Genomic DNA, 20,809 nt, shown 5'->3' with positions numbered 1-20,809 from the left:
GCCCGACCAGCCTGGGCCCGACGGGCCTGACCGGCGCGCGCCGCGGGCGTCAGCCGATCGCCGTCACGGGGTGGGTGAGCGGACGACCCGACCCGTCGCGCCGCTCGTCGAGGTCGGGCAGCTCGATCGCCTGGCCACCGGCACCGACGGCACGCGCCGGGTGCGGCCCGACCCACGCGAGCACGAGCTCGTCCTCGCCGCGCAGCAGCCGCTGGGCCCGCACGCCGCCCGTGCCGCGCCCCTTCCCGGGGTAGAGCGCGAACGGACTCACCTTGACGCTGCCCTCGGCCATGCCGGGCAGGGCGCCGGTGCTGGAGGCGATCGTCACGACGACGGCGTCCTCCGCGCGTCCGGCGCCGACGACGCCGAGGTGGATGACCCGCTCGCCCTCGCCGAGCCGGATGCCCGCCATGCCGCCCGCCGAGCGTCCCTGCGGCCGCACCGCGGCGGCGGGGAAGTGGAGGAGCTGCGCGCCGGAGCTGACCAGCACGATCTCGTCGTCGTCGCTCGCCGGGACCGCGCCGACGACGACGTCCCCGTCGGCCAGCGAGATGCAGGACCACGCCTCACCGCGCACGGGCCGGTCGCCCGGCGCGACGCGCTTGATGACGCCCTGCGCGGTCGCCAGCGCGAGGACCGGGGAGTCGGTCTCGATCGCGGTGACGGCGACGACGCGCTCGCCGGGCTCCAGCGTCACCAGCTCCGTCACCGGCACGCCGCCCGCGAGGCTCGGCGGACCGTCGGTCGGCGGCAGCGTCGGGGCGTCGAGCGCCGAGAGCTCGACGATCCGGCCGGCCGACGTCACGGCCCCGAGCGTCGCCCGGGCGGTCGTCGGGACGACGGACGCGAGCGCATCGTGCCGCGAGCGCGCGCCCGACCGGGGGACCGGGCTGTCCTCGGCCGTCCGCGCGAGCAGGCCCGTCGCCGACAGCAGGACCGACGTCGGGGTGTCCGCGATCTCGAGCGGCACGGCACCGGCGCCGGAGCGCGCGCCCCGACCCGTCGGCAGCCCGGCCGCCGCCGCCCCGGAGACCGCGGCCGACCCGGCCGACTCCAGCAGCACGGTGCGGCGCGGCGTCCCGTGGGCCGCCGCGACCTCCGCCAGCTCCTCCGAGACGACCCGGCGCAGCACGGCGTCGTCGCCGAGGATCTCCTCGAGCTCGGCGATCTGCCGCTCGAGCTCGCCCTGCTCCTTCTCCAGCTCGATGGTCGAGAACCTCGTGAGCCGGCGCAGCTGCAGCTCGAGGATGTAGTCGGCCTGCGCCTGGCTGAGGTCGAAGATCGCCATGAGGCGGGTCCGCGCGGCCGCCGCGTCGTCGGAGGAGCGGATGACGGCGATGACCTCGTCGATGTCCGCGATCGCGATGAGGAGACCTCGCACGAGGTGGAGTCGCTCCTGCCGCTTGCGGAGGCGGTAGCGCGTCCGGCGCGTCGTCACCTCGAGGCGGTGGCCGACGTAGACGCGCAGCAGCTCGCGCAGCCCGAGCGTGCGCGGCTGCCCGTCGACGAGGGCGACGTTGTTGATCCCGAACGACTCCTCCAGCGGCGTCGCGCGGAAGAGCTGTTCCAGCACGGCCTCCGGGTTGAACCCGGTCTTGACCTCGATGACGAGCCGCATGCCCTTCTTGCGGTCGGACAGGTCGACGACGTCGGCGACGCCCTGGACCTTCTTCGCCCGCACGACGTCGGCGATCTTCGCCTTCGCCTTCTCCGGCCCCACGAGGTAGGGCAGCTCGGTGACGACGATGCCCTTGCGCCGGGCCGTGATGTTCTCGATCCGCGTCGTCGCGCGGGTGCGGAACGTGCCGCGACCCGTCTCGTAGGCCTCGCGGATGCCGTCGAGCCCGATGATCTTGCCGCCGCCGGGCAGGTCGGGGCCGGGGACGAACCGCATGAGCGCGTCGAGGTCGGCGTCCGGGTTCGCCACGAGGTGCCGCGCGGCGGCGACGACCTCGACGAGGTTGTGCGGCGGCATGTTCGTCGCCATGCCGACCGCGATGCCCGAGGCGCCGTTGACGAGGAGGTTCGGCAGGGCCGAGGGCAGCACGGACGGCTGCATGAACTGGTTGTCGTAGTTCGGCACCATGTCGACGACGTCCTCGTCGAGCCCCGCCGTCATCACCATCGCCGCGGGGGCCAGGCGTGCCTCGGTGTAGCGCGGCGCGGCCGGGCCGTCGTCGAGCGAGCCGAAGTTGCCGTGGCCGTCGACGAGCGGCAGGCGCAGCGAGAACGGCTGCGCCATCCGGACGAGCGCGTCGTAGATCGCCGTGTCGCCGTGCGGGTGCAGCTTGCCCATGACCTCGCCGACGACGCGCGCCGACTTCACGTGGCCGCGGTCGGGGCGCAGGCCCATCTCCGCCATCTGGAAGAGGATGCGGCGCTGGACGGGCTTGAGGCCGTCCCGGGCGTCGGGGAGGGCGCGGGCGTAGATGACGGAGTACGCGTACTCGAGGAACGAGCCCTGCATCTCCGAGGTGACGTCGATGTCGACGACGTCACCGATACCGCGGTCACCCGTACCGCGCGCGGGCGTGCTGCGAGAAGCCATTGGGACATGATCGCTCACCCGGGGCGCACTCCCGGGACGGCTCGCCGGGTGCGCCGATATGGTGAGCCCCATGGAGCCCGAGGACGCCGTCGCGCCCGGTCGCGCACCAGCTCCCGCGCCCTACCCGGCGCACTGGGAGGCCGACGTCCTGCTGCGCGACGGCTCGACCATGCGGATCCGCCCGATCCTCCCGAGCGACGCTGACGCGCTCCAGGCCTTCCACGAGGCGCAGAGCGAGGAGTCGACCTACTTCCGGTTCTTCGCGCCGCTGCGCACGCTGCCGCCGAAGGACCTGCGCCGGCTCGTCACGGTCGACCACGCCGACCGGGTCGCGCTCGTCATGCTGTCGGGCGACCGGATCGTCGCCGTCGGCCGGTACGACCGGGTCGACGCCGGGACCGCCGAGGTGGCGTTCAACGTCTCGGACGTGCACCAGGGCCGCGGGCTCGGCTCGGTCCTGCTCGAGCACCTGGCCGCCGCCGCCCGCGAGCGCGGCATCGACCGGTTCGTCGCCGACACGCTGCCGGCCAACGCGCGGATGATCCGCGTGTTCTCCGACGCCGGCTACGACGTCCGGCAGCGCTACGAGGACGGCGTCATCTCGCTCGAGTTCCGGATCGACCCGACGCAGCGCTCGCTCGACGTCGTCGCCAGCCGCGAGCAGCGGACGGACGCGGCGTCGATGCGCGCCCTGCTCGCACCGGCCGGCATCCTCGTCGTCGCCGGGACCGAGGAGGACGGGCAGGCGAACCTCGCCCAGCGGATCGCGGCGAACCTCGCGGCGCGGACCGACGTCACGTGCGTCGGGAGTCCGCTCCGGGCCGTCGCGGCCGAGCACGGGCACCCGTGGCTCCCCGATCTCGACGCGGCGCCGACCGCCACCCTCGCCTACGCCGCCACCGCGCCCGAGGCGATGCTCGGCCTGCTGCCGCGGCTGGCGGCCGTCGGGGTGCGTGGCGTCGTCGTGCTCGGCTCGGGGTTCGACCGCGAGGGCGCGCCGACGCAGGCCGAGCTGGTCGCGGCCGCCCGGGAGGGCGGGCTGCGGATCGTCGGGCCGCGCTCCTACGGCCTCGTCCTGCGACCGGTGGACGCCGGACCCGACGGCGCCGGACCCGACGGCGCCGTCGAGGGCGACGCCGGACGCGACGACCCGGTCGTCGCCACGGTCAACGCCACGCTCGCCGACCCGGGTCCGCCGCCCGGCCCGGTCGCCCTGTTCAGCCAGTCGGCCGCGCTGTCGGCGCAGCTCCTCGCCGCGACGGCGGCGAGCGGGATCGGCGTCGCCACGTACGTCTCCGCCGGCCACCGCGCCGACGTCTCGGGCAACGACCTCCTGCAGTACGCGAGCGACCTGCCCGACGTGCGCGCCGTCGGGATGTACCTGGAGTCGCTCGGCAACCCGCGCAAGTTCGCCCGGGTCGCCGGTCGGGTCAGCTCCCGCGTGCCGGTGGTCGCGGTCGTCGGCGCCTCCCAGCGCGAGGAGGGCGGGCTCGGCCGGGCCGCGCTGCAGGAGGCGATGCTCGCGGCGGGGGTCCTCGTCGCGCCGACGATGCCGGCGATGATCGACGCCGTCGCGCTCCTCGCCGCGACGCCGCTGCCCCGGGGGAGCCGGGTCGCGGTCCTCGGCAGCTCGGCGGCCCTGGTCGGCCTGGCGGCCGGTCAGCTCACCGGCGTCGACGCCGATCCCGTCCTCGCGAGCTACGACGCGCGCGGCGGCGCGCCCGCGGTCGCCGCGGCCGTCGAGCTGCTCGCCGCGCGGGAGTGGGACGTGGCGCTCGTCATCCACGTCGACCTGCTCGGCGAGCGCGACCCGGCCATCCTGCGGGAGCTGACGGGACTGACCCGGACGGGGCGGCCCGTGCTGGCCGTCGTGCCGGGGCTGCACGGCTGGACCCCCGAGCTCGCCGTGACCGACGTCGCCGCGCCCGCGCCACCGGCCGAGCCCCTCGGGACCCGCCAGCCGGTCGTCCCGTCCTACCCGTCGGTCGAGGAGGCGGTCGCCGCGCTCACGCTCGCGCTGCGCTACGCGACGTGGCGCCGGCAGGACCCCGGCTCGCTCGTCGAGCCCGAGGGCGTCGACCTGCGTCGCGCCCGGGAGATCGTCGAGGAGACGCTGCGCGAGCACCCCGAGGGGAGCGACCTCGCGTCCGAGCCGACGCGCGAGTTCCTCGCGGCGCTCGGCATCACGATGCTGCCGTCCTACCGCGTGCACTCGACGCGTCAGGCCGTCACGCTGGCGCGCGAGATCGGCTGGCCGGTCGCCGTGCGGTCGATCGACCCCGTCCTGCGCCGGCGCGACATCGGCGGCGTGCGGCTCGACATCACCCGGCCCCTGGAGCTGGTCGACGCCCTGCGCACCGTGCGGCTGCGGCAGGGCGGCAGCGGCCCCGTCGAGCTCCAGGCGATGGCGCCGCTCGGCGTCGCCTGCGTGGTGCGGGGCTGGGACGACGCGGTCGTCGGACCGGTCGTGTCGTTCGGCCTCGCCGGCGACGCGACGGAGCTGCTCGAGGACGCGACCTACGCCCTGCCGCCGCTGCGCTCGGGAGACGTGCACCGGCTCGTCCGGGGGATCCGGGCGGCGCCGAGACTGCTCTCGCGGCTGGCCGACCGGCTGGAGAGCGAGCCCGACCTCGAGCCGCTGGAGGACGTCATCGCGCGGGTGGCCGAGGCGATCGAGGCCATCCCGCAGCTACGCGCGCTGGAGCTCACCCCAGCCCTGGCGACGGAGGAGGGCATCCTCGTGCTCTCGGCGCGGGTGAGCGTCGCGCCGCAGATCCGTCCCGACGGCGGTCGTCGCGCCCTGCGGCCCGCCGTGCGCTGACGCCCGGAGGTGGGAGGATGTTCGCCGTGTCACGCAACGACTCCGCCGCGTCCCTCGCCAAGGACCTGCGCCGCGGCGGCTACTTCCCGGACCTCATCGCCTCCGTGCTCGACCTCGCGATCGCGGGGGAGTCGGTCGTGGCCCACCTGCTCCAGCCGGAGACCACGTTCGACCAGGCCGGGATCCGGCGCCACCTCACCGCGGCCGTCCTCACCCCGTCGCGCCTCATCGTCGCCCACGTCGACGACCACCTCGTCGACGACGTGCCGACCGCCATGGCGAGCACGGAGGCCGTGCCGCTCGGTGAGATCCGCTCCGTCGTCGTGACGCACGGCGTGTCCAACCCCGAGGACGTCGGCCAGATGCGCCGCCGCGACCTCACGATCGCGCTCGGCTGGGGCGCCGTGCAGCGGCTCGACCTCGAACCGGCCGGCTGCTCCGACCCGCAGTGCGAGGCCGACCACGGCTTCACCGGGTCGGCCACGTCGGACGACCTCGTCCTGCGCGTGAGCGCGGACGCCGAGGGCGAGTCGGCCCTCCTCTCGGCCCTCGCGTTCGCGCGGGCGCTGTCGGGCGCGACGGCGCGCTCGTGACGCACCCCGGATCGCCAGCCCTCGTCCCCCCGCCCGGCCTCGTCCTGCCCGGGCCGCGCTCGCTGCGCGGTGTGCTGCCCGACGTCGCCCGCGCGGTCGGTCTCGACGCGCCCGACCTGCCGAGCGCCGGGCTCGCGCTGCCGAGCGCCGACCGCGCCGTCGTCGTCCTCGTCGACGGTCTGGGCGCGCGGCAGCTCGCCGCGCGCTCCGGCCACGCGCCGACGCTGCGCGGCCTGCTGAACGAGGGCGAGCGCGTCGGCAGCGCCGGCTACCCGACGACGACCGCCGCCTCGCTCGCCTCGTTCGGCACGGGCCGGACGCCGGGGGAGACGGGGCTGCTCGGCTACTCCGTGCGCGACCCGCGGCAGGGTCCGCGCGGCGGCACCGAGCTCATCGGGCTCGTCCAGTGGGCGAACGCGGCCGGCGTGCCGGGGCCGGAGCCGGCGCTGTGGCAGCCGCACCCGACGGTGTTCGAGCTCCTCGGCCGGGCCGGGATCGCGACGACGACGCTGGGCAAGGCGCGGTTCGCCGGCTCGGGCCTGACCCGGGCGGCGCTGCGCGGCTCCGCGTTCGTCGCCGCCGACACGCTCGACCGGGCCGTCGAGGAGGCGCGGCGCGCGCTGCGCTCACCGGGGCTCGTCTACCTCTACTGGGGCGGCCTCGACTCCGTCGGGCACCACGAGGGCTGGGGCAGCGCGGCGTGGGGCGACGAGCTCGAGGCGCTCGACGCCGCGGTGACGACGCTCCTGCGTCGCCTGCCGGCCGGCACCCCGCTCGTGCTCACGGCCGACCACGGGATGGTGGACGTGACCGAGCGGATCGACGTCGCGCACTCGCCGGCGCTGCGCGAGGGCGTCGCCCTGGTCGCGGGGGAGCCGCGCGCGCTGCACCTGCACCTGGACCGGGCCGAGGACGTCGCCGACGTCACGGCCCGCTGGTCGGACCTGCTCGGCGACGCCGCCTGGGTGCTGCCAGGCGAGGAGGCGATCGCCGGCGGGCTGTTCGGGCTCGTCGAGCCTCGCAACGCCGGGCTCGTCGGCGACGTCGTGGTGGCCGCCCGCGGGACGGTCGCGGTGCAGGACTCCCGGACCCAGACCCCGGCGTCGCTCACGCTCGTCGGGATGCACGGTTCGCTCACGCCCGACGAGGTGGAGATCCCGCTGCTCGTGGCCGTCGGCTGACGGCCACCGACACTGGGGTGACTCCGATCGCCTATCGCGATCGAGGCCACCCCGATATCGGAGTGCTGGACGGGCCGGGTGGTCAGTCGCCGCGCGAGCCGAAGACGATCTCGTCCCACGTCGGGACGGAGGCCCGGCGGGAGCGCGAGCGTGAGCGCGGCTTCTCGGGCTGGGCCGCCTCCTCGCCGGTCTCCTGCGCCGTCCCGTCCTCGCTCGCCGCAGACCCGGCCGCCGCGGGCTCCACGCCCGCGCCGCCGGTCGACTCGTCGGACTCGGCAGCCCCCTCGACGGCCGGCTGCTCGTGCTCCTCGCGACGCAGCCGCAGGACCGGGGCGACGGGGAACAGTCCGTCCTGGGACTCGCGCTCCGGCTCGGCCGGTGCCGCGTCCTGCGCCTCGTCCGTCGGCGACGGCGGGGCGGCGCGACGACCGCGCGCCCGACCGAGCCGCTCGAGCAGGGAGTCCGTCGCTGACGCCTTCCCGGTCGGCTGGCGCTCGGCGCTCGGGTCGGCGGCGTCGTCAGGCGCAGCGGCCGGAGCCGTCGTCCCGGTCGCGGCGGCCGAGCCGGCGGCCGCGTCGGGCCGGGCGTGCTCGCGCGAGTCGCGGATGAGCAGGTCCGCGCCGCGGCGGGAGTCCTCCGCCTCCAGGTCGAACGGGGCGCGGGCGCGTCGATCGGTCAGGTCCGTCTCCGACAGGAGCCGGCTGCGCGAGTCGAGCGCCGTGAGGGAGCGCGCCTGCAGGTCGACCTGCCAGGTCGCCACCTGGTCGCCGCCCGGTCCGAACGCGACGCTCACCTCCCACGGCGCCCCCGGCGTGCGGCGGGCGTCCCAGGTGATCGGTGCGGTGTCGCCGCGCGCGGCGAGCCGGTCGACGACGAGGTCGCCCAGCGTCGGTGCGCCGACCTCGTGACCGATGGCGAGCTTCTGGGTCTGCTCGACGATCCACGCGCGCTCGGCGAGCACCGGGCTCTCGTACCGCTCGATCGCCGACGTCGGCAGGCCGGCCGCCGCGGCGACGGACTCGACGGACTCCCCGGCGCGCAGGCGGGCCTGGATGTCGCGCGGCGGCAGCGCGGAGCGCGCGCCGGCGCGGATCGCCTCGAGGTACGGGCGGTCGGAGCGGACGGCGGAGCGCAACGCGTCGTCGATCGCGAGACGGTACTGCTGCCCGCCGGAGTCGACGAGGACGAGGTGCTCGCCGTCGGCGTGCAGGCTTTCGAGCGCGAGCTCACGCATGGGACCTCCTGGCCACCAGAGTGCCACCGCCCCGGCCGGTGGCCCCGCATTTGGCTCGGTGGGTTGCCCGGTCGGACTGCCTAGGCTGGTGAGCGTGACCGACCACCAGCGTCCGACGCCCCCGTTCACCCTTCCCGACGCCCGGCTCCTCCTCGAGCTGCGCGACCTCGCCGAGCGGGTGGCGCGCGAGGTCGGCGCCCTCGTCCGCTCGATGCGGGAGGAGGCGGTCGAGGTGGCGGCGACGAAGTCGAGCGCGACCGACGTCGTGACCCGCGCCGACCTCGCGGCCGAGGCGCGGGTCGCCGAGCTGCTGCGGCTCGCACGCCCGGACGACGGGCTGCTCGGCGAGGAGGGCGCACGGACCGCCGGCAGCAGCGGGATCACCTGGGTCGTCGACCCGATCGACGGCACCGTCAACTACCTCTACGGGCGGCGCGAGTACGCCGTGAGCGTCGCCGCGGTGCTGGGCGACCCCGCCGACGTCGAGGCCTGGCGTCCGATCGCTGGCTGCGTGCACGCCCCGGAGCTGGGGACCACCTACCGCGCGGCGGCCGGGCTCGGCGCCGAGCTGGACGGGCGCCGGCTCGTCATGGGTGAGCCACCCGAGCTGGCGGGGACGCTGCTCGGGACCGGCTTCTCCTACGACGCGGGCGTGCGCGCCGAGCAGGGCGACCTCGTGGCCCGGCTGCTGCCCCGGATCAGGGACCTGCGCCGGGCCGGGGCGGGGGCGCTCGACCTGTGCGACGTGGCCGCGGGCCGGCTCGACGCGCACCTCGAGCGCGGGCTCAACCCGTGGGACGTCGCGGCGGCGGAGCTGGTGGTCCGGGAGGCGGGCGGCGTCGTTCACCACTACCCGCTCGGGGTCGACGGGCGACGCGTCACGATGGCGGCGCGAGCACCGCTCGACGCCGCGCTGGCGGAGGCCGCCGGCCTGTCTCGCGGGGTGTGACGCGCGCCTCGTCCCGGCGCCGGCCGGGGCGGGAATGCCCGACCCGGACGCGGTGTTGGCAGCCGTGAGACCACCCGGACGGGGCGTGGTCGGCACGGCGCGACGGACCTCGGAGAGTCGGAGGTGCATTCCGGCTCGGGATGGTGCACAATCTCCCCGCGTCCGTGGCCGCTGCCGAGCCGCAACGCCACCGTCCGGTCGGTGCCCCCAACGCGGACGGGTCAAGACCCGCCCCCTCGAAGACGGAGTGTGACGCCCCCCATGGCGACCGACTACGACGCCCCCCGCAAGACAGACGACGAGCTGAACGAGGACTCGCTCGAGGAGCTCAAGGCCCGTCGCGCCGAGAAGACCTCGGCCGTCGTGGACGAGGACGAGACGGAGGCGGCCGAAGGATTCGAGCTGCCCGGTGCCGACCTGTCCGGTGAGGAGCTCTCGGTCCGGGTGCTTCCGCGCCAGGCCGACGAGTTCACCTGCACCCGATGCTTCCTCGTCCACCACCGCTCGCAGCTCGCGTTCACCGACGACCTCGGTCCGGTGTGCTCGGAGTGCGCCGCCTGAGCAGATCCTCGGATCCGTCCGGATCCGGAACGACGCGCCCCCGCCCTCACTCGATGAGGGCGGGGGCGCGTCCGTTCTCGGGGTGACCGCGGGGTGGTCGAGCCCGACGCGGCGGGGCTCAGTCGGCGAGGGGCGGGCGGACGGCGTCGAGCGCCGACGCCAGCTCGAGCGGGCGACGCGTCGAGACCACCCAGTACGGCGTCGGGTCCTCGACGTCGCGCACCTCAACGCGCACGGCCGTCGAGATCCAGCCGCGGTGCGCCAGGTAGGCGAGCGCGTTCGCCCCGGGGCCCAGGACGTCGCGCGTCTGGTCGCGGTCGAGCGGCACGACGTCACCGATGTGCCACGCCTCGAGATACGCGGGGCCGGCCCGCAGGCCGGGATCGGTGCCGTCGGTCACGACGATCCGGCTCGAGGAGCGCAGCAGCAGGAGCGCGATCGTCACGGACACCACGGCGAACAGCGCGACCGCCGCCGCCAGGGACAGCGGGAGCACCACGAGGGCGGTCAGGAGGCCGGCGAACGGGGCGAGGAGCCACACCCCGAACGGGGGCGACTGCCGCTCGACGTAGACCTCCTGGGAGACGACGGGCAACGGCATGGACCAAGCCTGCCACGCTCCGTCGCCTCCACCGGCCCCGGCGCGGGGCGGTGCGGCGCGGGTAGAGTGGACGGGTGAGTGGAGTCGCGGTGCCGGGGAACCCGGCGGACGTCGTTGCCGTCCCGATCCGACTCCTCGACCCCGACGCCGCCGCACCGCGGTACGCCCACGCCACCGACGCCGGTGCCGACCTCGTGAGCACGGCGGACGTGACGCTGGCGCCCTTCGAGCGCGCGCTGGTCCCGACCGGCGTCGCCGTCGCGATCCCGCCCGGCTACGTCGGGCTGGTCCACCCACGCTCCGGCCTCGCGCTCCGCGCTGGCCTCACGGTGCTGAACGCACCGGGAACGATCGACGCCGACTACCGCGGCGAGATCGGTGTCGTCCTCGTCAACCTCGACTCGACGACGCCGGTGACCGTGCGTCGCGGCGACCGGATCGCGCAGCTCGTCCTCCAGCGCGTCGCGACCGCGGGCTGGGACGTGGTCGACGAGCTGCCGGACACCGCGCGCGGTGCCGGCGGCTTCGGGTCGACGGGCGGGCACGACGCCGTCCCGACCGGCGCCGATCAAGCCACCACCACGGGGAAGGACTCCTGATGGCCCTCTTCAAGCGGCGCGGCAAGACCGCCGCCGACTCCGAGACACCCGCCCCCGACGGGACCGGGAGCGACGCGTCGGCGCCCGACGCCACCGACGAGACGACGGCTGCCGCCGACGCCACCGCTGCCGACGAGCCCGCGGCGGGGAGCGCCGGGTCCGCCCGACGCGGTCCCTGGGACCTCGCCGACGCCGACGAGCGCCCCGGACGCGTCGACCTCGGCGCCCTGCGCATCCCCGGCATCCAGGGCATGCAGCTGCGGATGGAGCTGGACCGCACGTCGAAGGCCGTCATCGCCGCCAACGTCTCCCTCGGCCAGTCCACGCTCCAGCTCCAGGTGTTCGCGGCGCCCCGCACCGCCGGCATCTGGGACGACATCCGACCGCAGATCTCCGCGTCGATCACGGCGCAGGGCGGCGAGGTCAAGGAGATGCCCGGCCCGTGGGGGACGGAGCTCCTCGCGCTGCTGCCCGTCAAGGACGCCTCGGGCAAGACCGGCCGCGTGCCCGCGCGGTTCCTCGGCGTCGACGGCCCGCGCTGGTTCCTGCGCGGCATCCTGCGCGGCGCCGCACTGGTCGACCAGAACCAGCGCGCCATCATGGAGCGCTACTTCTCCGAGGTCGTCGTCGTCCGCGGCTCCGAGCCGCGCCCGCCGAGCGAGCTGCTCACCCTCACGATGCCGGGCCAGGCGACCCGTCCCGTCCCGACGCCCGGCCAGCCGGCCGCCGTCGACGACATCCTGACCCGGGGCCCCGAGATCAGCGAGGTTCGCTGACGTGGTCCGCGCCGACGCCCGGGAGACCCGGGAGGAGCGCCCCGGGCTGCTCGCGTCGCACACCGAGCTCGCCGCCCAGGAGGAGCGGTCGTGGGTCGCCCGCCTCGGGGTGGAGCCGATCCGCACGCTCGTGCCGCGCCGGCGCGCCCGCGTCGCCGGCGTCCTGCGGGCCGTGACCTACGCGCCGCGCGGCTCCTCGGCGTCGCTGTGCGCCGAGCTGTTCGACGGGACCGCCTCGATCCGCCTGTGCTGGACCGGCCGCCGCGCCGTCCCCGGGATCGAGCCGGGCCGTCGCCTCCTCGCCGAGGGGATGGTGGCGGGCTCCGCCCCCGACGGGCCGCGTCTGACGATCCACAACCCGCGCTACGAGCTGCTCGTCCCGAAGCGGACCGCCGCGTGAGCGAGCCCCAGGGCCTGCGCGCCCTCGGCTCGGACAGCTTCTCGATCGCCGACGCGGTCGGCGGCTGGCGCGGCCTCGTCGAGTCGACCGCCCCCGGTCTCGTCTTCGTCGTCGTGTTCGTCGCGACCCGCGAGCTGGTGCCGGCGATCGTCGGCTCGCTCGCCGTCACCCTCGTCGCGGTGCTCGCCCGGCTGCTGCGCCGCAGCTCGGTGACCTACGCGCTCGGGGGAGTCCTCGGCGTCGCCATCGGCGCCTTCTGGGCCTGGCGCTCGGGCGAGGCGGAGAACTACTACGCCTGGGGCCTGCTCACCAACGCGGCGTTCGCGCTGGCGATGGCCGTCTCGCTCGCGGTGCGCTACCCCGTCGTCGGGCTGGTCGCCGGCTCCCTCGGGCTCACCCGGCGCGAGCGGGCCGAGAACGCCGACGCGGACGCCGCCGCGGGCTCCGCGGCGGCCACCGACGCCGAGCCCGTCGTCGACGTCGAGGTCGCCACCGCGGCGGAGCCGGCCCCGCAGGGCTTCGCGGACGTCGTCGACCTGTCCTGGCGCGAGGTGCCGGACGAGCTGCGCCGCTACACGCTCGCGACCTGGCTCTGGCTCGCGGCGTTCCTGCTCCGCCTCGCGGTTCAGGTGCCGCTGTTCCTCGGCGGCTCGGTCGCCTGGCTCGGCACGGCCCGGCTCGTCATGGGGCTGCCGATGTGGGCGCTGGTGCTGTGGGTGACGTGGCTGCTGGTCCGCCCTCGAGCACGCGCTGGAGCTCCGCGACCGGCGGCTCCGACGAGCTGAGCTCGGACCCCGAGCCGAGCGGACGCTCGGAGAGCACGAACAGGAGCTGGTCGCGGCCCTCGAGGACGTCGTCCACGGTCGGCGGGATCGGACGGTTCGACCGAATGATCGTCGCCAGCACGCAGTCCTGCGGCCACGACACGTCCCCGACCCGCACGCCGACCAGCGGCGAGCGCTCGGGCAGCGTCACCTCGTACATGCCGGCGCCGGACGCCTGGAGCTCGAACAGCTTGACGAGGTCGCCGATGCTCACGGCCTCCTCGACGAGCGCCGTCATGATCCGCGGCGTCGAGACGGGGACGTCGACGCCCCACATCTCGTCGAACATCCACTCGTTCTTCGGGTTGTTGACGCGGGCGACCGTCTTCGGGACGGCGAACTCCGTCCGCGCGATGAGCGAGAGGACGAGGTTGGCCTTGTCGTCCCCGGTCGCGGCGACGACGACGTCGCACTCCTCGAGGCGGGCCTCGGTGAGCGTGCTCATCTCGCACGCGTCCCCGAGCAGCCAGTCGGCCTTCGTCACGCTCGCGACGCGCATCGCGGCCGGGTTCCGGTCGATCAGCGTCACCTCGTGACCGTGGCCGAGCAGCTCCTTGGCGATCGAGCGGCCGACGCTGCCCGCGCCGGCGATGACGGCTCTCATGCCTCCTCCTTCGCCGGCGGCGCGGCGAGCGTGCGCTGCACCAGGTTGGCCCGGTCGGGCGGGCACAGGACGTGGACGATGTCGTTCTCCTGGACGACCGCCCCCGGGCGGAGCAGCTCGCCCTGGCCCCAGCGGGTGAGGAAGCCGACGCGGGCGCCGGAGACCTCCTCGACGCGCGCGTACGGCGTGCCGATCCAGGCCTCGTGGAACATCATCTCGACGAGCGCGACCTTGCCGGAGGAGTCGGTGAACTCCGTCATCTCCCCGGCCGGCAGCAGCCGGCGCAGCATCTGGTCGGCCGTCCAGCGCACGGTCGCGACGGTCGGGATGCCCAGCCGCGTGTACATCTCGGCGCGACCGGCGTCGTAGATCCGGGCGACGACGTTGTCGACGCCGAACGTCTCGCGGACGACGCGCGCCGCGAGGATGTTGGAGTTGTCGCCGTTCGAGACGGCGGCGAAGGCGTAGGCCTCGTCGATGCCCGCCTGGACCAGCGCGTCCCGGTCGAAGCCGAGGCCGGTGACCCGGCGACCCGAGAAGTCCGGCTTGAGCCGGCGGAACGCCTCGGGGTTGGAGTCGATGATGGCGAGGGAGTGGCCCCGCTCCTCGAGCGCCTCGGCCAGCGTCACTCCGACGCGGCCGGCACCCATGATGACGACGTGCACGGGGGCGACGCTACAACTCTTCCTCCCCGCGGCCTAGCATGTCGACTCGTGCCCGCACTCCTCGACGGGGCCAAGCGTCTGCTGGTCGGCCGTCCCGTGGCCAGCGACCGGCTCGGCCACACGCTTCTGCCGAAGCGCATCGCGCTCCCGGTGTTCGCATCGGACGCGCTCTCGTCCGTCGCCTACGCCCCGGACGAGATCCTGCTCACGCTCTCGATCGCCGGGATCACGTCCTACGTGCTCTCGCCGTGGATCGGTGCCGCGGTCGTCGTCGTCCTCCTCACGGTGGTGGCGTCCTACCGCCAGACGGTGCACGCCTACCCCTCGGGGGGCGGCGACTACGAGGTGGCGACCACGAACCTGGGCCCGAGCGCCGGCGTCGGGGTGGCCTCGGCCCTCCTGGTCGACTACGTGCTCACGGTCGCCGTGTCGATCTCGACGGCGTCGCAGTACCTCGCGGCCGTCCTGCCGGTCTTCGACGGCCACGAGCGCACGGTCGCGGTCGCGGCGATCGTCCTGCTCACGCTCGTCAACCTCCGGGGCGTGCGCGAGTCCGGCCGCGCGCTGGCCATCCCCGTCTACTGCTTCATGGGCGCGATGGGGCTGCTCGCCGTCGTCGGAACCCTCCAGGCGCTCACCGGGAACCTCCACCTCGCCGAGAGCGCCGGGTTCGAGCTCGTCGCCGAGCCCGGGTTCGAGCAGGGGCTCGTCGGCCTCGGCGGCGCGATGCTCATGGCCCGCGCGTTCTCCTCCGGCTGCGCGGCGCTCACGGGCGTCGAGGCGATCAGCAACGGCGTGCCGGCGTTCCGGCGGCCCAAGTCGCGCAACGCCGCCACGACGCTCCTGCTGCTCGGCCTCGTCTCGGCCGCGATGATCGTCTCGATCCTGTACCTGGCGAACCGGACCGGCGTGCTGTACGCCGAGAACCCGCACGAGCAGATGACGCTCGACGGTCAGCCGCTGCCGGTCGACTACACCCAGAACCCCGTCATCGGGCAGATCGCCGCCGCCGTGTTCCACGACTTCCGGCCGATGTTCTATCTCGTCACCGCCGTGACCGGGCTCATCCTCGTCCTCGCCGCCAACACCGCCTTCAACGGCTTCCCGGTGCTCGGGTCGATCCTCGCCCGCGACGGCCTGCTCCCGCGCCAGCTCCACACGCGCGGCGACCGCCTGGCGTTCTCCAACGGCATCATCACCCTCGCGGTCGCGGCGATCGCGCTCGTGTGGATCTTCGACGCGCAGGTCACCCGCCTCATCCAGCTCTACATCGTCGGCGTGTTCATCTCGTTCACGATGAGCCAGCTCGGCATGGTGCGGCACTGGACGCGCGAGCTGCGCACCGTCGTCGAGGCGCCGGTCCGGCGGCGGATGGAGCGCTCGCGGGCCGTCAACGCGTTCGGGTTCGGGCTCACGTCGCTCGTGCTGCTCATCGTCCTGCTGACGAAGTTCACCCGCGGCGCCTGGATCACGCTCCTGCTCATGGCCGTGCTCTTCGTCATGATGCGCGCCATCTCGCGCCACTACGAGCAGGTGAGCGAGGAGCTCGCGCTGGACGACCCGGCGGCCGCCCGGTCGCTGCCCTCCCGCGTCAAGGCCGTCGTCCTCGTCTCGCGGGTGCACAAGCCGACCATGCGGGCGATCGCCTACGCCCGCGCCACGCGCCCGTCCAGCCTCGAGGCGATCACGGTCGGGGTCGACCCGGGTGACGTGGAGGAGCTGCGCCGCGACTGGGCTGCGCTCGACATCCCGGTGCCGCTCACGGTGCTCGACTCGCCCTACCGCGAGATCACCCGGCCCGTCCTGGAGTACGTCAAGTCGCTGCGCACGTCCTCGCCGCGCGACCTCGTCGTCGTCTACGTGCCCGAGTACGTCGTCGGCCACTGGTGGGAGCAGCTCCTGCACAACCAGAGCGCGCTGCGGCTGAAGTCCCGCCTGCTGTTCACCCCCGGCGTGGTCGTCGCCTCCGTGCCGTGGCAGCTCGACTCCGCCGAGCGCGCGGGCGACGGCTCGCACTGGGACGAGCCCGCGCTGCCGTGGAAGCCGGGCGCGTGAGGGAGACTTCTCCCGTGCCGTCATCTCCCGCCGACCCGATCCAGCCGACCCCGTCGGACGACCTGCTCCTGCGCGAGGTCCGCGTCGGCGCGCCCGCCCACGGCGGGCACGTCGTGGCGCGGCACGACGGCCGGGTGGTCTTCGTCCGGCACGCGCTGCCGGGTGAGCTGGTCGACGTCGAGCTCACCGAGGCCGGCGAGGACGCGAGGTTCTGGCGCGGCGACGCCGTCGCGGTGCACGAGCCCTCGCCCGACCGGGTGGCATCCGCGTGGCCGGCCGCGGGCCCCGGCGGCGTCGGCGGCGGCGAGCTGGCCCACGCGACGCTGCCGGCGCAGCGCGCCTGGAAGACGCGCGTCCTGCGCGAGGCGCTCGAGCGGTTCGCCGGGCTGACCGCGGAGGAGATCGACGCCGCGGGCGGCGCGGCGGTCGAGGCCGTCCCGGGCGACGACGAGACCGGCGGTCTCGGCACGAGGACCAGGATCGAGCTGACCGCGGACGCCGACGGCCGGCCGGCGATGTACCGCCACCGCAGCCACGACCTGCTCGCCCTGACCGACATGCCGCTCGCCGTCGAGGCGCTCCGGGACGTCCTCGCGACGGAGGTCGTCGGACGACGCTGGGAGCCGGGTGCCCGGATCGACGTCGTCGCCCCGTCCGGTCCCGACGAGGGGGTGGCGGTCTACGTCGACGGCACGCCCCGACGCGGCCGGACGCGGGTGCACGAGGTCGTCGAGGTCGCCGGGCGCACCTACGACCTCCAGGTCGAGGGGACCGGGTTCTGGCAGGTCCACCGCGGCGCGCCCGCGCTGCTGGCCGGAGCCGTGCTCGACGCGGCCCGTCCCGCCCCCGGCGAGCGCGTCCTGGAGCTCTACGCGGGCGCCGGGCTGTTCACGCTGCCGCTCGCGGACGCGGTCGGCCCGACCGGCTCGGTCGTCGCCGTCGAGGCGCCGGGCCCGGGGGCGCGCGCCGCGCGCCGCAACGCCCGCGCGCACCGTCGGGTGCACCTCGTCGCGGCCGACGTGGCGCGCGCCATCGCCGACGGGCGCGCGACGCCCGCGGGGCCGCCCGACGTCGTCGTCCTCGACCCGCCGCGCGCGGGCGCCGGCCGGCGCGTCGTCGAGTCGGTCACGGCGCTCGACCCCCGGCGCATCGTCTACGTCGCCTGCGATCCCGTCGCCCTCGCCCGGGACGTGGCGCTCGCCGGCCGGGCCGGCTACCGCCTGACCTCCCTGCGCGCGTTCGACCTGTTCCCGCACACCCACCACCTCGAGGCGGTCGCCGTCCTCGACCGGTCGTGAGCCGGCCATCCTGACTAGGTGCGTGCCGCGCCGCGCTCCGAGTGCGCTCCGCGTCGACCCGACCTAGCATGGCTGACGGGCCGGCTCGGGGTGCTTGACGTCGTTCTCGCCCGTTCCCGATCGGCCATCCGGCGAGGAGACTCCGTGGCGCACGCGACCGTCCAGCCCGTCCGTCAGCGTTCCGACGACGAGCTGGCCAAGGAGGCCGCCGCGGGTGACCAGGAGGCTGCGGGGGAGCTGTTCGCTCGCCGGTGGGACCTGCTGACGGCGATGTCGCGGCGGATCGCCGGCCCGACGATCGACCCTGAGGACCTGCTCGCCGAGGCGATCGCCTCGCTCCTGAGCCTCTGGCGCCGCGGCGGCGGGCCGCGCGTCCACGTCACGGCCTTCGTCATCCAGTCGATGCGCAACCGGATGACGGACGAGCACCGGTCCCCGCGCTCGCGCGTCGTCGCGCTCCCCGACGACGAGAGCCTCGTCGTGGCCGACGACGAGGAGCACCGACGCAGCGACCTGTCCCGCGAGCTCGCCACGGTCGAGGCGGCGCTCGGCCGGCTCTCGGAGCCGTACCGCCGCGTGCTGGTCGCCACGATCGTCGACGGTCGCCGGCCGCGCGACCTGGAGGAGGAGCTCGGCCGCCCCGCGTCCGCGATCTACTCGCTGTCCCGGCGTGCGAGGGCGGCGCTGCGTCGCGCCACCGCGCAGGTGTGTCTGGAGGAGGACGCCCCGCCGTCGTGCCGCGAGGCGGCCGGACTGCTCCCCGAGGTCGTCGGGCCGGACCCCGACGCCACGGGTGAGGGCTCGGGCATGCTCCACATCCGCTCCTGCCAGCGCTGCCGGCGGGCGTGGTCGCGGTTCGCCGCGATGGGCGGCAGCTACTCGCTGCTCCCGCTGGTCGTGCCGGTGTCGCTGGCCTGGCGGACGGCCGAGGTCGACGCCGCGCAGTCGCCGGGCGCGTCGTCGGCCGTCCCTCCTGCGAGTCCGTCGGCCGCGGGGTCCGCAGGCGGACCGGCCGCCGCCGTCGGCACCGGGGGTCAGCTGCTCCCGGTCGTCGGCGCGACGCTGACCGCTGTCCGCACGACGATCGCCGCGCTCTCGGCCCCGACGAGGCTGGCGATGGTGCTCGCGGGGACCGCGGCGGTGACCGGTGCGGTCGTCGCGGGCACGAGCCTTGCCGGGGCGCCAGCCGCGCCGCCGCAGGCGCACTTCGACGTGAGCCACGCGCGGGTCGACCAGGTGGTGGCGCTGGACGTCGACTTCGGCGTCGTCGACGCGGACTGGGAGGTCGCGTCGCTCACGTTCGTCGTGCCGGCGGGCGCCGCCCTGGCGGACCGACCGGACTCCTGGACGTGCGACCAGGTGGCCGACGAGGTGACCTGCACGTCCACCGAGCCGTCCGACCCGGGCGGCACGTTCACCTTCGATGCCCCGACGAGCGTGACGGACGGCGGGTACGACGTCGTGCTCGTCGCGACCGTCGGCGAGCGCACCGTCACGGGGACGGCCGGCGGGCCGTTCTAGCCCGGCACCGGCCGGAGAACCGGCACCGACAGATTCTCCCGGCTGACCCGTCCTATCCAGTGATGGAGGCACGGGACACGGCGCCCGCGCTCGAGAAGGCGACCAGAGGGAGAAACCGAGGATGGACAGGACGATGCGGGACCGCGCGCGACGGACGGGCGGGGCGGCAGCCCTGCTGGCCGCGCTCGCGGCCGTCGGCACCGGAGCGACGGCGGGGGCGGCGACCGACTCGCCCCCGTTCAACCAGGACGGGCTCACCGCCACGTTCGAGGTGGGGTGCTTCTTCACGACGTGGGAGAACGGCGACCCGATCATGGTGCCGGACGACTCGGACGACGGGGCGCACCCGGCCGACCCCGCGAACCCGGACGACGTCGCCTACCTGCTGGCCAACCCGCCGTGGTGGTTCGCGGAGTCGATGACGGCCGTCGGCGAGCCGGACTACCCGTTCCAGGTCGCGGTGGACGTGGCCGTCGGGACGGGGGAGCAGCGGCTGCCGGGGAACCCGATGCCGGGCGGGGCATTCCCGGAGCCGTGGGGCTCGGAGCTCGTGCTAGTGCTGCCGTCGGCGGTGAGCCACGTCATCCGGGAGAAGGCCTACGACGATGGTCTGGTCGGCGACGTCACCGCGCACGCTGCCTTCACCGGCGACGCGGGGTACAGCCGGTTCACGGTGCCGATCGACAGCGACCCCTTCCCGCTGGGCACGGCGGACGACCCCGTGGTCCCGATCGACGGCGTCGGTCCGATCGAGCTCGCGACCCTCGGGCTCTGGGCCGACATCGACATCCCGTCCTCGTGGACCGGCACGACGCTCGATCTCGTCTTCGGCGGCGCGAACGCCGTCCAGGTCAGCGTGGCCACGGTCCAGCGCGCGGAGCCGGGGACGCCGCACTACCGGCTCAACCTCTCCTGCTTCCCCAACGGCGCGGGCGGGTCGACACCGGAGTGGATCACCGTCGGCACGGTGATCGGCAACCACGTCGCCCAGCCGCCGTCGATCACGACCGCGACGCTGCCGGACGCGACCGTCGGGACCCCGTACGCGGCGACCGTCGAGGTCGAGGGGACCTCGCCGATCGAGCTGTCCGTGACCGGTGGCGCGCTGCCGCCGGGTCTCACGCTCGACCCCGTGAGCGGCCTGATCTCGGGTGCCCCGACCGCGGCGGGAAGCTATCCGGTCGCGATCACGGCGGCCAACGAGGCCGGCGAGGTCGCGCGGGAGTACGTCATCGTCGTCGTTCCGGCGGCGACGCCGGAGCCGAGCCCGGAGCCCTCGACGGACCCGAGCGGCGAGCCGACGCCGACCCCCGAACCCACGACACCCAGCCCGGAACCGACGACGACGCCGAGTGCCGCGCCGACGATCCCGTCCGCCGGCGCCACGCCGAGCCCGGTGCCGACGTACTCGACGCTCGCGTGGACGGGTGGCGGAAGTCCCGTCGGTGGTCTCGTCGCGGGCGGCGTGCTCCTGGCCGCCGGGACCGGCGCGCTCGTCCTGCGCCGGCGGGCGCTCGTCTAGTCGAGCCACCACGACCCCGGAGGCGCGGCCACCCTCACGGCCAGCCCTCCGGCTGGT

The 20,809-nt window shown here is 75.3% G+C and carries 18 protein-coding genes; 13 read left to right on the top strand and 5 right to left on the bottom strand.

The features are described from left to right. Positions 1-49 precede the first annotated feature (49 nt). On the bottom strand, positions 50-2,548 hold the full coding sequence (locus EDD28_RS15310) for a DNA gyrase/topoisomerase IV subunit A (RefSeq protein WP_211339243.1): 2,499 nt from the start codon (positions 2,546-2,548) through the stop codon (positions 50-52). Positions 2,549-2,618: 70 nt separating this feature from the next. On the opposite strand from EDD28_RS15310, the gene EDD28_RS15305 reads away from it, so the two are divergent. The 3 genes from EDD28_RS15305 to EDD28_RS15295 are packed head-to-tail and all read left to right on the top strand — an operon-like array spanning position 2,619 to position 7,143. Then, positions 2,619-5,369: a GNAT family N-acetyltransferase gene (locus EDD28_RS15305; protein ID WP_245968111.1), complete on the top strand. Its 2,751-nt coding sequence runs from the start codon at positions 2,619-2,621 to the stop codon at positions 5,367-5,369. Positions 5,370-5,386: 17 nt separating this feature from the next. Beyond that, positions 5,387-5,962 carry a DUF5998 family protein gene (locus tag EDD28_RS15300; RefSeq protein ID WP_123740599.1) on the top strand — a complete coding sequence of 192 codons (576 nt, stop codon included), beginning with the start codon at positions 5,387-5,389 and terminating at the stop codon, positions 5,960-5,962. Continuing rightward, positions 5,959-7,143 carry an alkaline phosphatase family protein gene (locus tag EDD28_RS15295; protein WP_123740598.1) on the top strand — a complete coding sequence of 395 codons (1,185 nt, stop codon included), beginning with the start codon at positions 5,959-5,961 and terminating at the stop codon, positions 7,141-7,143. The genes EDD28_RS15300 and EDD28_RS15295 overlap by 4 nt, the downstream gene beginning before the upstream one ends. Positions 7,144-7,225: 82 nt before the next feature. Here the strand turns inward: EDD28_RS15295 and sepH are convergent, their stop codons facing one another. Next, the gene (gene sepH, locus EDD28_RS15290; protein ID WP_123740597.1) at positions 7,226-8,377 is read right to left on the bottom strand and encodes a septation protein SepH; all 1,152 of its coding nucleotides are present in this window, start codon (positions 8,375-8,377) and stop codon (positions 7,226-7,228) included. A gap of 94 nt (positions 8,378-8,471) precedes the next feature. Here sepH and EDD28_RS15285 point away from each other — a divergent pair, with 94 nt between their 5' ends. Both EDD28_RS15285 and EDD28_RS15280 read left to right on the top strand, forming a co-directional pair. Further along, positions 8,472-9,326, top strand: coding sequence for an inositol monophosphatase family protein (locus EDD28_RS15285; RefSeq protein ID WP_245968110.1), 855 nt, complete (start codon positions 8,472-8,474; stop codon positions 9,324-9,326). Between the two features lie 261 nt (positions 9,327-9,587). Beyond that, positions 9,588-9,887, top strand: a complete 300-nt coding sequence (locus EDD28_RS15280) for a DUF4193 domain-containing protein (protein ID WP_123740595.1) — start codon at positions 9,588-9,590, stop codon at positions 9,885-9,887. Between the two features lie 118 nt (positions 9,888-10,005). Here EDD28_RS15280 and EDD28_RS15275 read toward each other — a convergent pair whose 3' ends face one another. After that, on the bottom strand, positions 10,006-10,488 hold the full coding sequence (locus tag EDD28_RS15275; protein WP_123740594.1) for a DUF3093 domain-containing protein: 483 nt from the start codon (positions 10,486-10,488) through the stop codon (positions 10,006-10,008). A gap of 74 nt (positions 10,489-10,562) precedes the next feature. Between EDD28_RS15275 and dut the strand changes: the two genes are divergently transcribed. The 4 genes from dut to EDD28_RS15255 are packed head-to-tail and all read left to right on the top strand — an operon-like array spanning position 10,563 to position 13,048. Continuing rightward, the gene (gene dut / locus EDD28_RS15270) at positions 10,563-11,087 is read left to right on the top strand and encodes a dUTP diphosphatase (RefSeq protein ID WP_245968109.1); all 525 of its coding nucleotides are present in this window, start codon (positions 10,563-10,565) and stop codon (positions 11,085-11,087) included. Beyond that, positions 11,087-11,863, top strand: coding sequence for a DUF3710 domain-containing protein (locus EDD28_RS15265; protein WP_123740592.1), 777 nt, complete (start codon positions 11,087-11,089; stop codon positions 11,861-11,863). Before dut ends, EDD28_RS15265 begins: the two co-directional genes overlap by 1 nt. 1 nt (position 11,864) lies before the next feature. After that, positions 11,865-12,263 (top strand): single stranded DNA-binding domain-containing protein, encoded by a 399-nt coding sequence (locus EDD28_RS15260; RefSeq protein WP_211339242.1) that lies wholly within the window; start codon positions 11,865-11,867, stop codon positions 12,261-12,263. After that, on the top strand, positions 12,260-13,048 hold the full coding sequence (locus EDD28_RS15255; RefSeq protein WP_245968108.1) for a DUF3159 domain-containing protein: 789 nt from the start codon (positions 12,260-12,262) through the stop codon (positions 13,046-13,048). Before EDD28_RS15260 ends, EDD28_RS15255 begins: the two co-directional genes overlap by 4 nt. On the opposite strand, the gene EDD28_RS15250 is transcribed toward EDD28_RS15255, so the two are convergent. After that, positions 12,945-13,691, bottom strand: coding sequence for a potassium channel family protein (locus EDD28_RS15250; protein WP_123740591.1), 747 nt, complete (start codon positions 13,689-13,691; stop codon positions 12,945-12,947). The two genes, EDD28_RS15255 and EDD28_RS15250, sit on opposite strands and share 104 nt — an antisense overlap. Further along, positions 13,688-14,341, bottom strand: coding sequence for a potassium channel family protein (locus EDD28_RS15245; RefSeq protein ID WP_123740958.1), 654 nt, complete (start codon positions 14,339-14,341; stop codon positions 13,688-13,690). The genes EDD28_RS15250 and EDD28_RS15245 overlap by 4 nt, the downstream gene beginning before the upstream one ends. Before the next feature lie 63 nt (positions 14,342-14,404). Here EDD28_RS15245 and EDD28_RS15240 point away from each other — a divergent pair, with 63 nt between their 5' ends. From EDD28_RS15240 to EDD28_RS15225, 4 genes are all read left to right on the top strand, one after another. Beyond that, entirely contained in the window at positions 14,405-16,411 is a 2,007-nt protein-coding gene (locus tag EDD28_RS15240; RefSeq protein WP_123740590.1) for an APC family permease, read from the top strand. Between the two features lie 14 nt (positions 16,412-16,425). Then, positions 16,426-17,709 (top strand): class I SAM-dependent RNA methyltransferase, encoded by a 1,284-nt coding sequence (locus EDD28_RS15235; protein WP_245968107.1) that lies wholly within the window; start codon positions 16,426-16,428, stop codon positions 17,707-17,709. A gap of 144 nt (positions 17,710-17,853) precedes the next feature. Next, positions 17,854-19,230, top strand: a complete 1,377-nt coding sequence (locus EDD28_RS15230) for an RNA polymerase sigma factor (RefSeq protein ID WP_170169516.1) — start codon at positions 17,854-17,856, stop codon at positions 19,228-19,230. Between the two features lie 121 nt (positions 19,231-19,351). Beyond that, on the top strand, positions 19,352-20,752 hold the full coding sequence (locus EDD28_RS15225) for an Ig domain-containing protein (protein WP_123740588.1): 1,401 nt from the start codon (positions 19,352-19,354) through the stop codon (positions 20,750-20,752). The last annotated feature ends 57 nt before the right edge of the window (positions 20,753-20,809 follow it).

Origin of the sequence: Salana multivorans (assembly GCF_003751805.1) — a bacterium.
GTDB classification, from domain to species: Bacteria; Actinomycetota; Actinomycetes; order Actinomycetales; family Beutenbergiaceae; genus Salana; species Salana multivorans.
The sequence above is the reverse complement of the archived record's forward strand: the minus strand, read 5'-3'. Positions and strand labels throughout refer to the sequence as shown.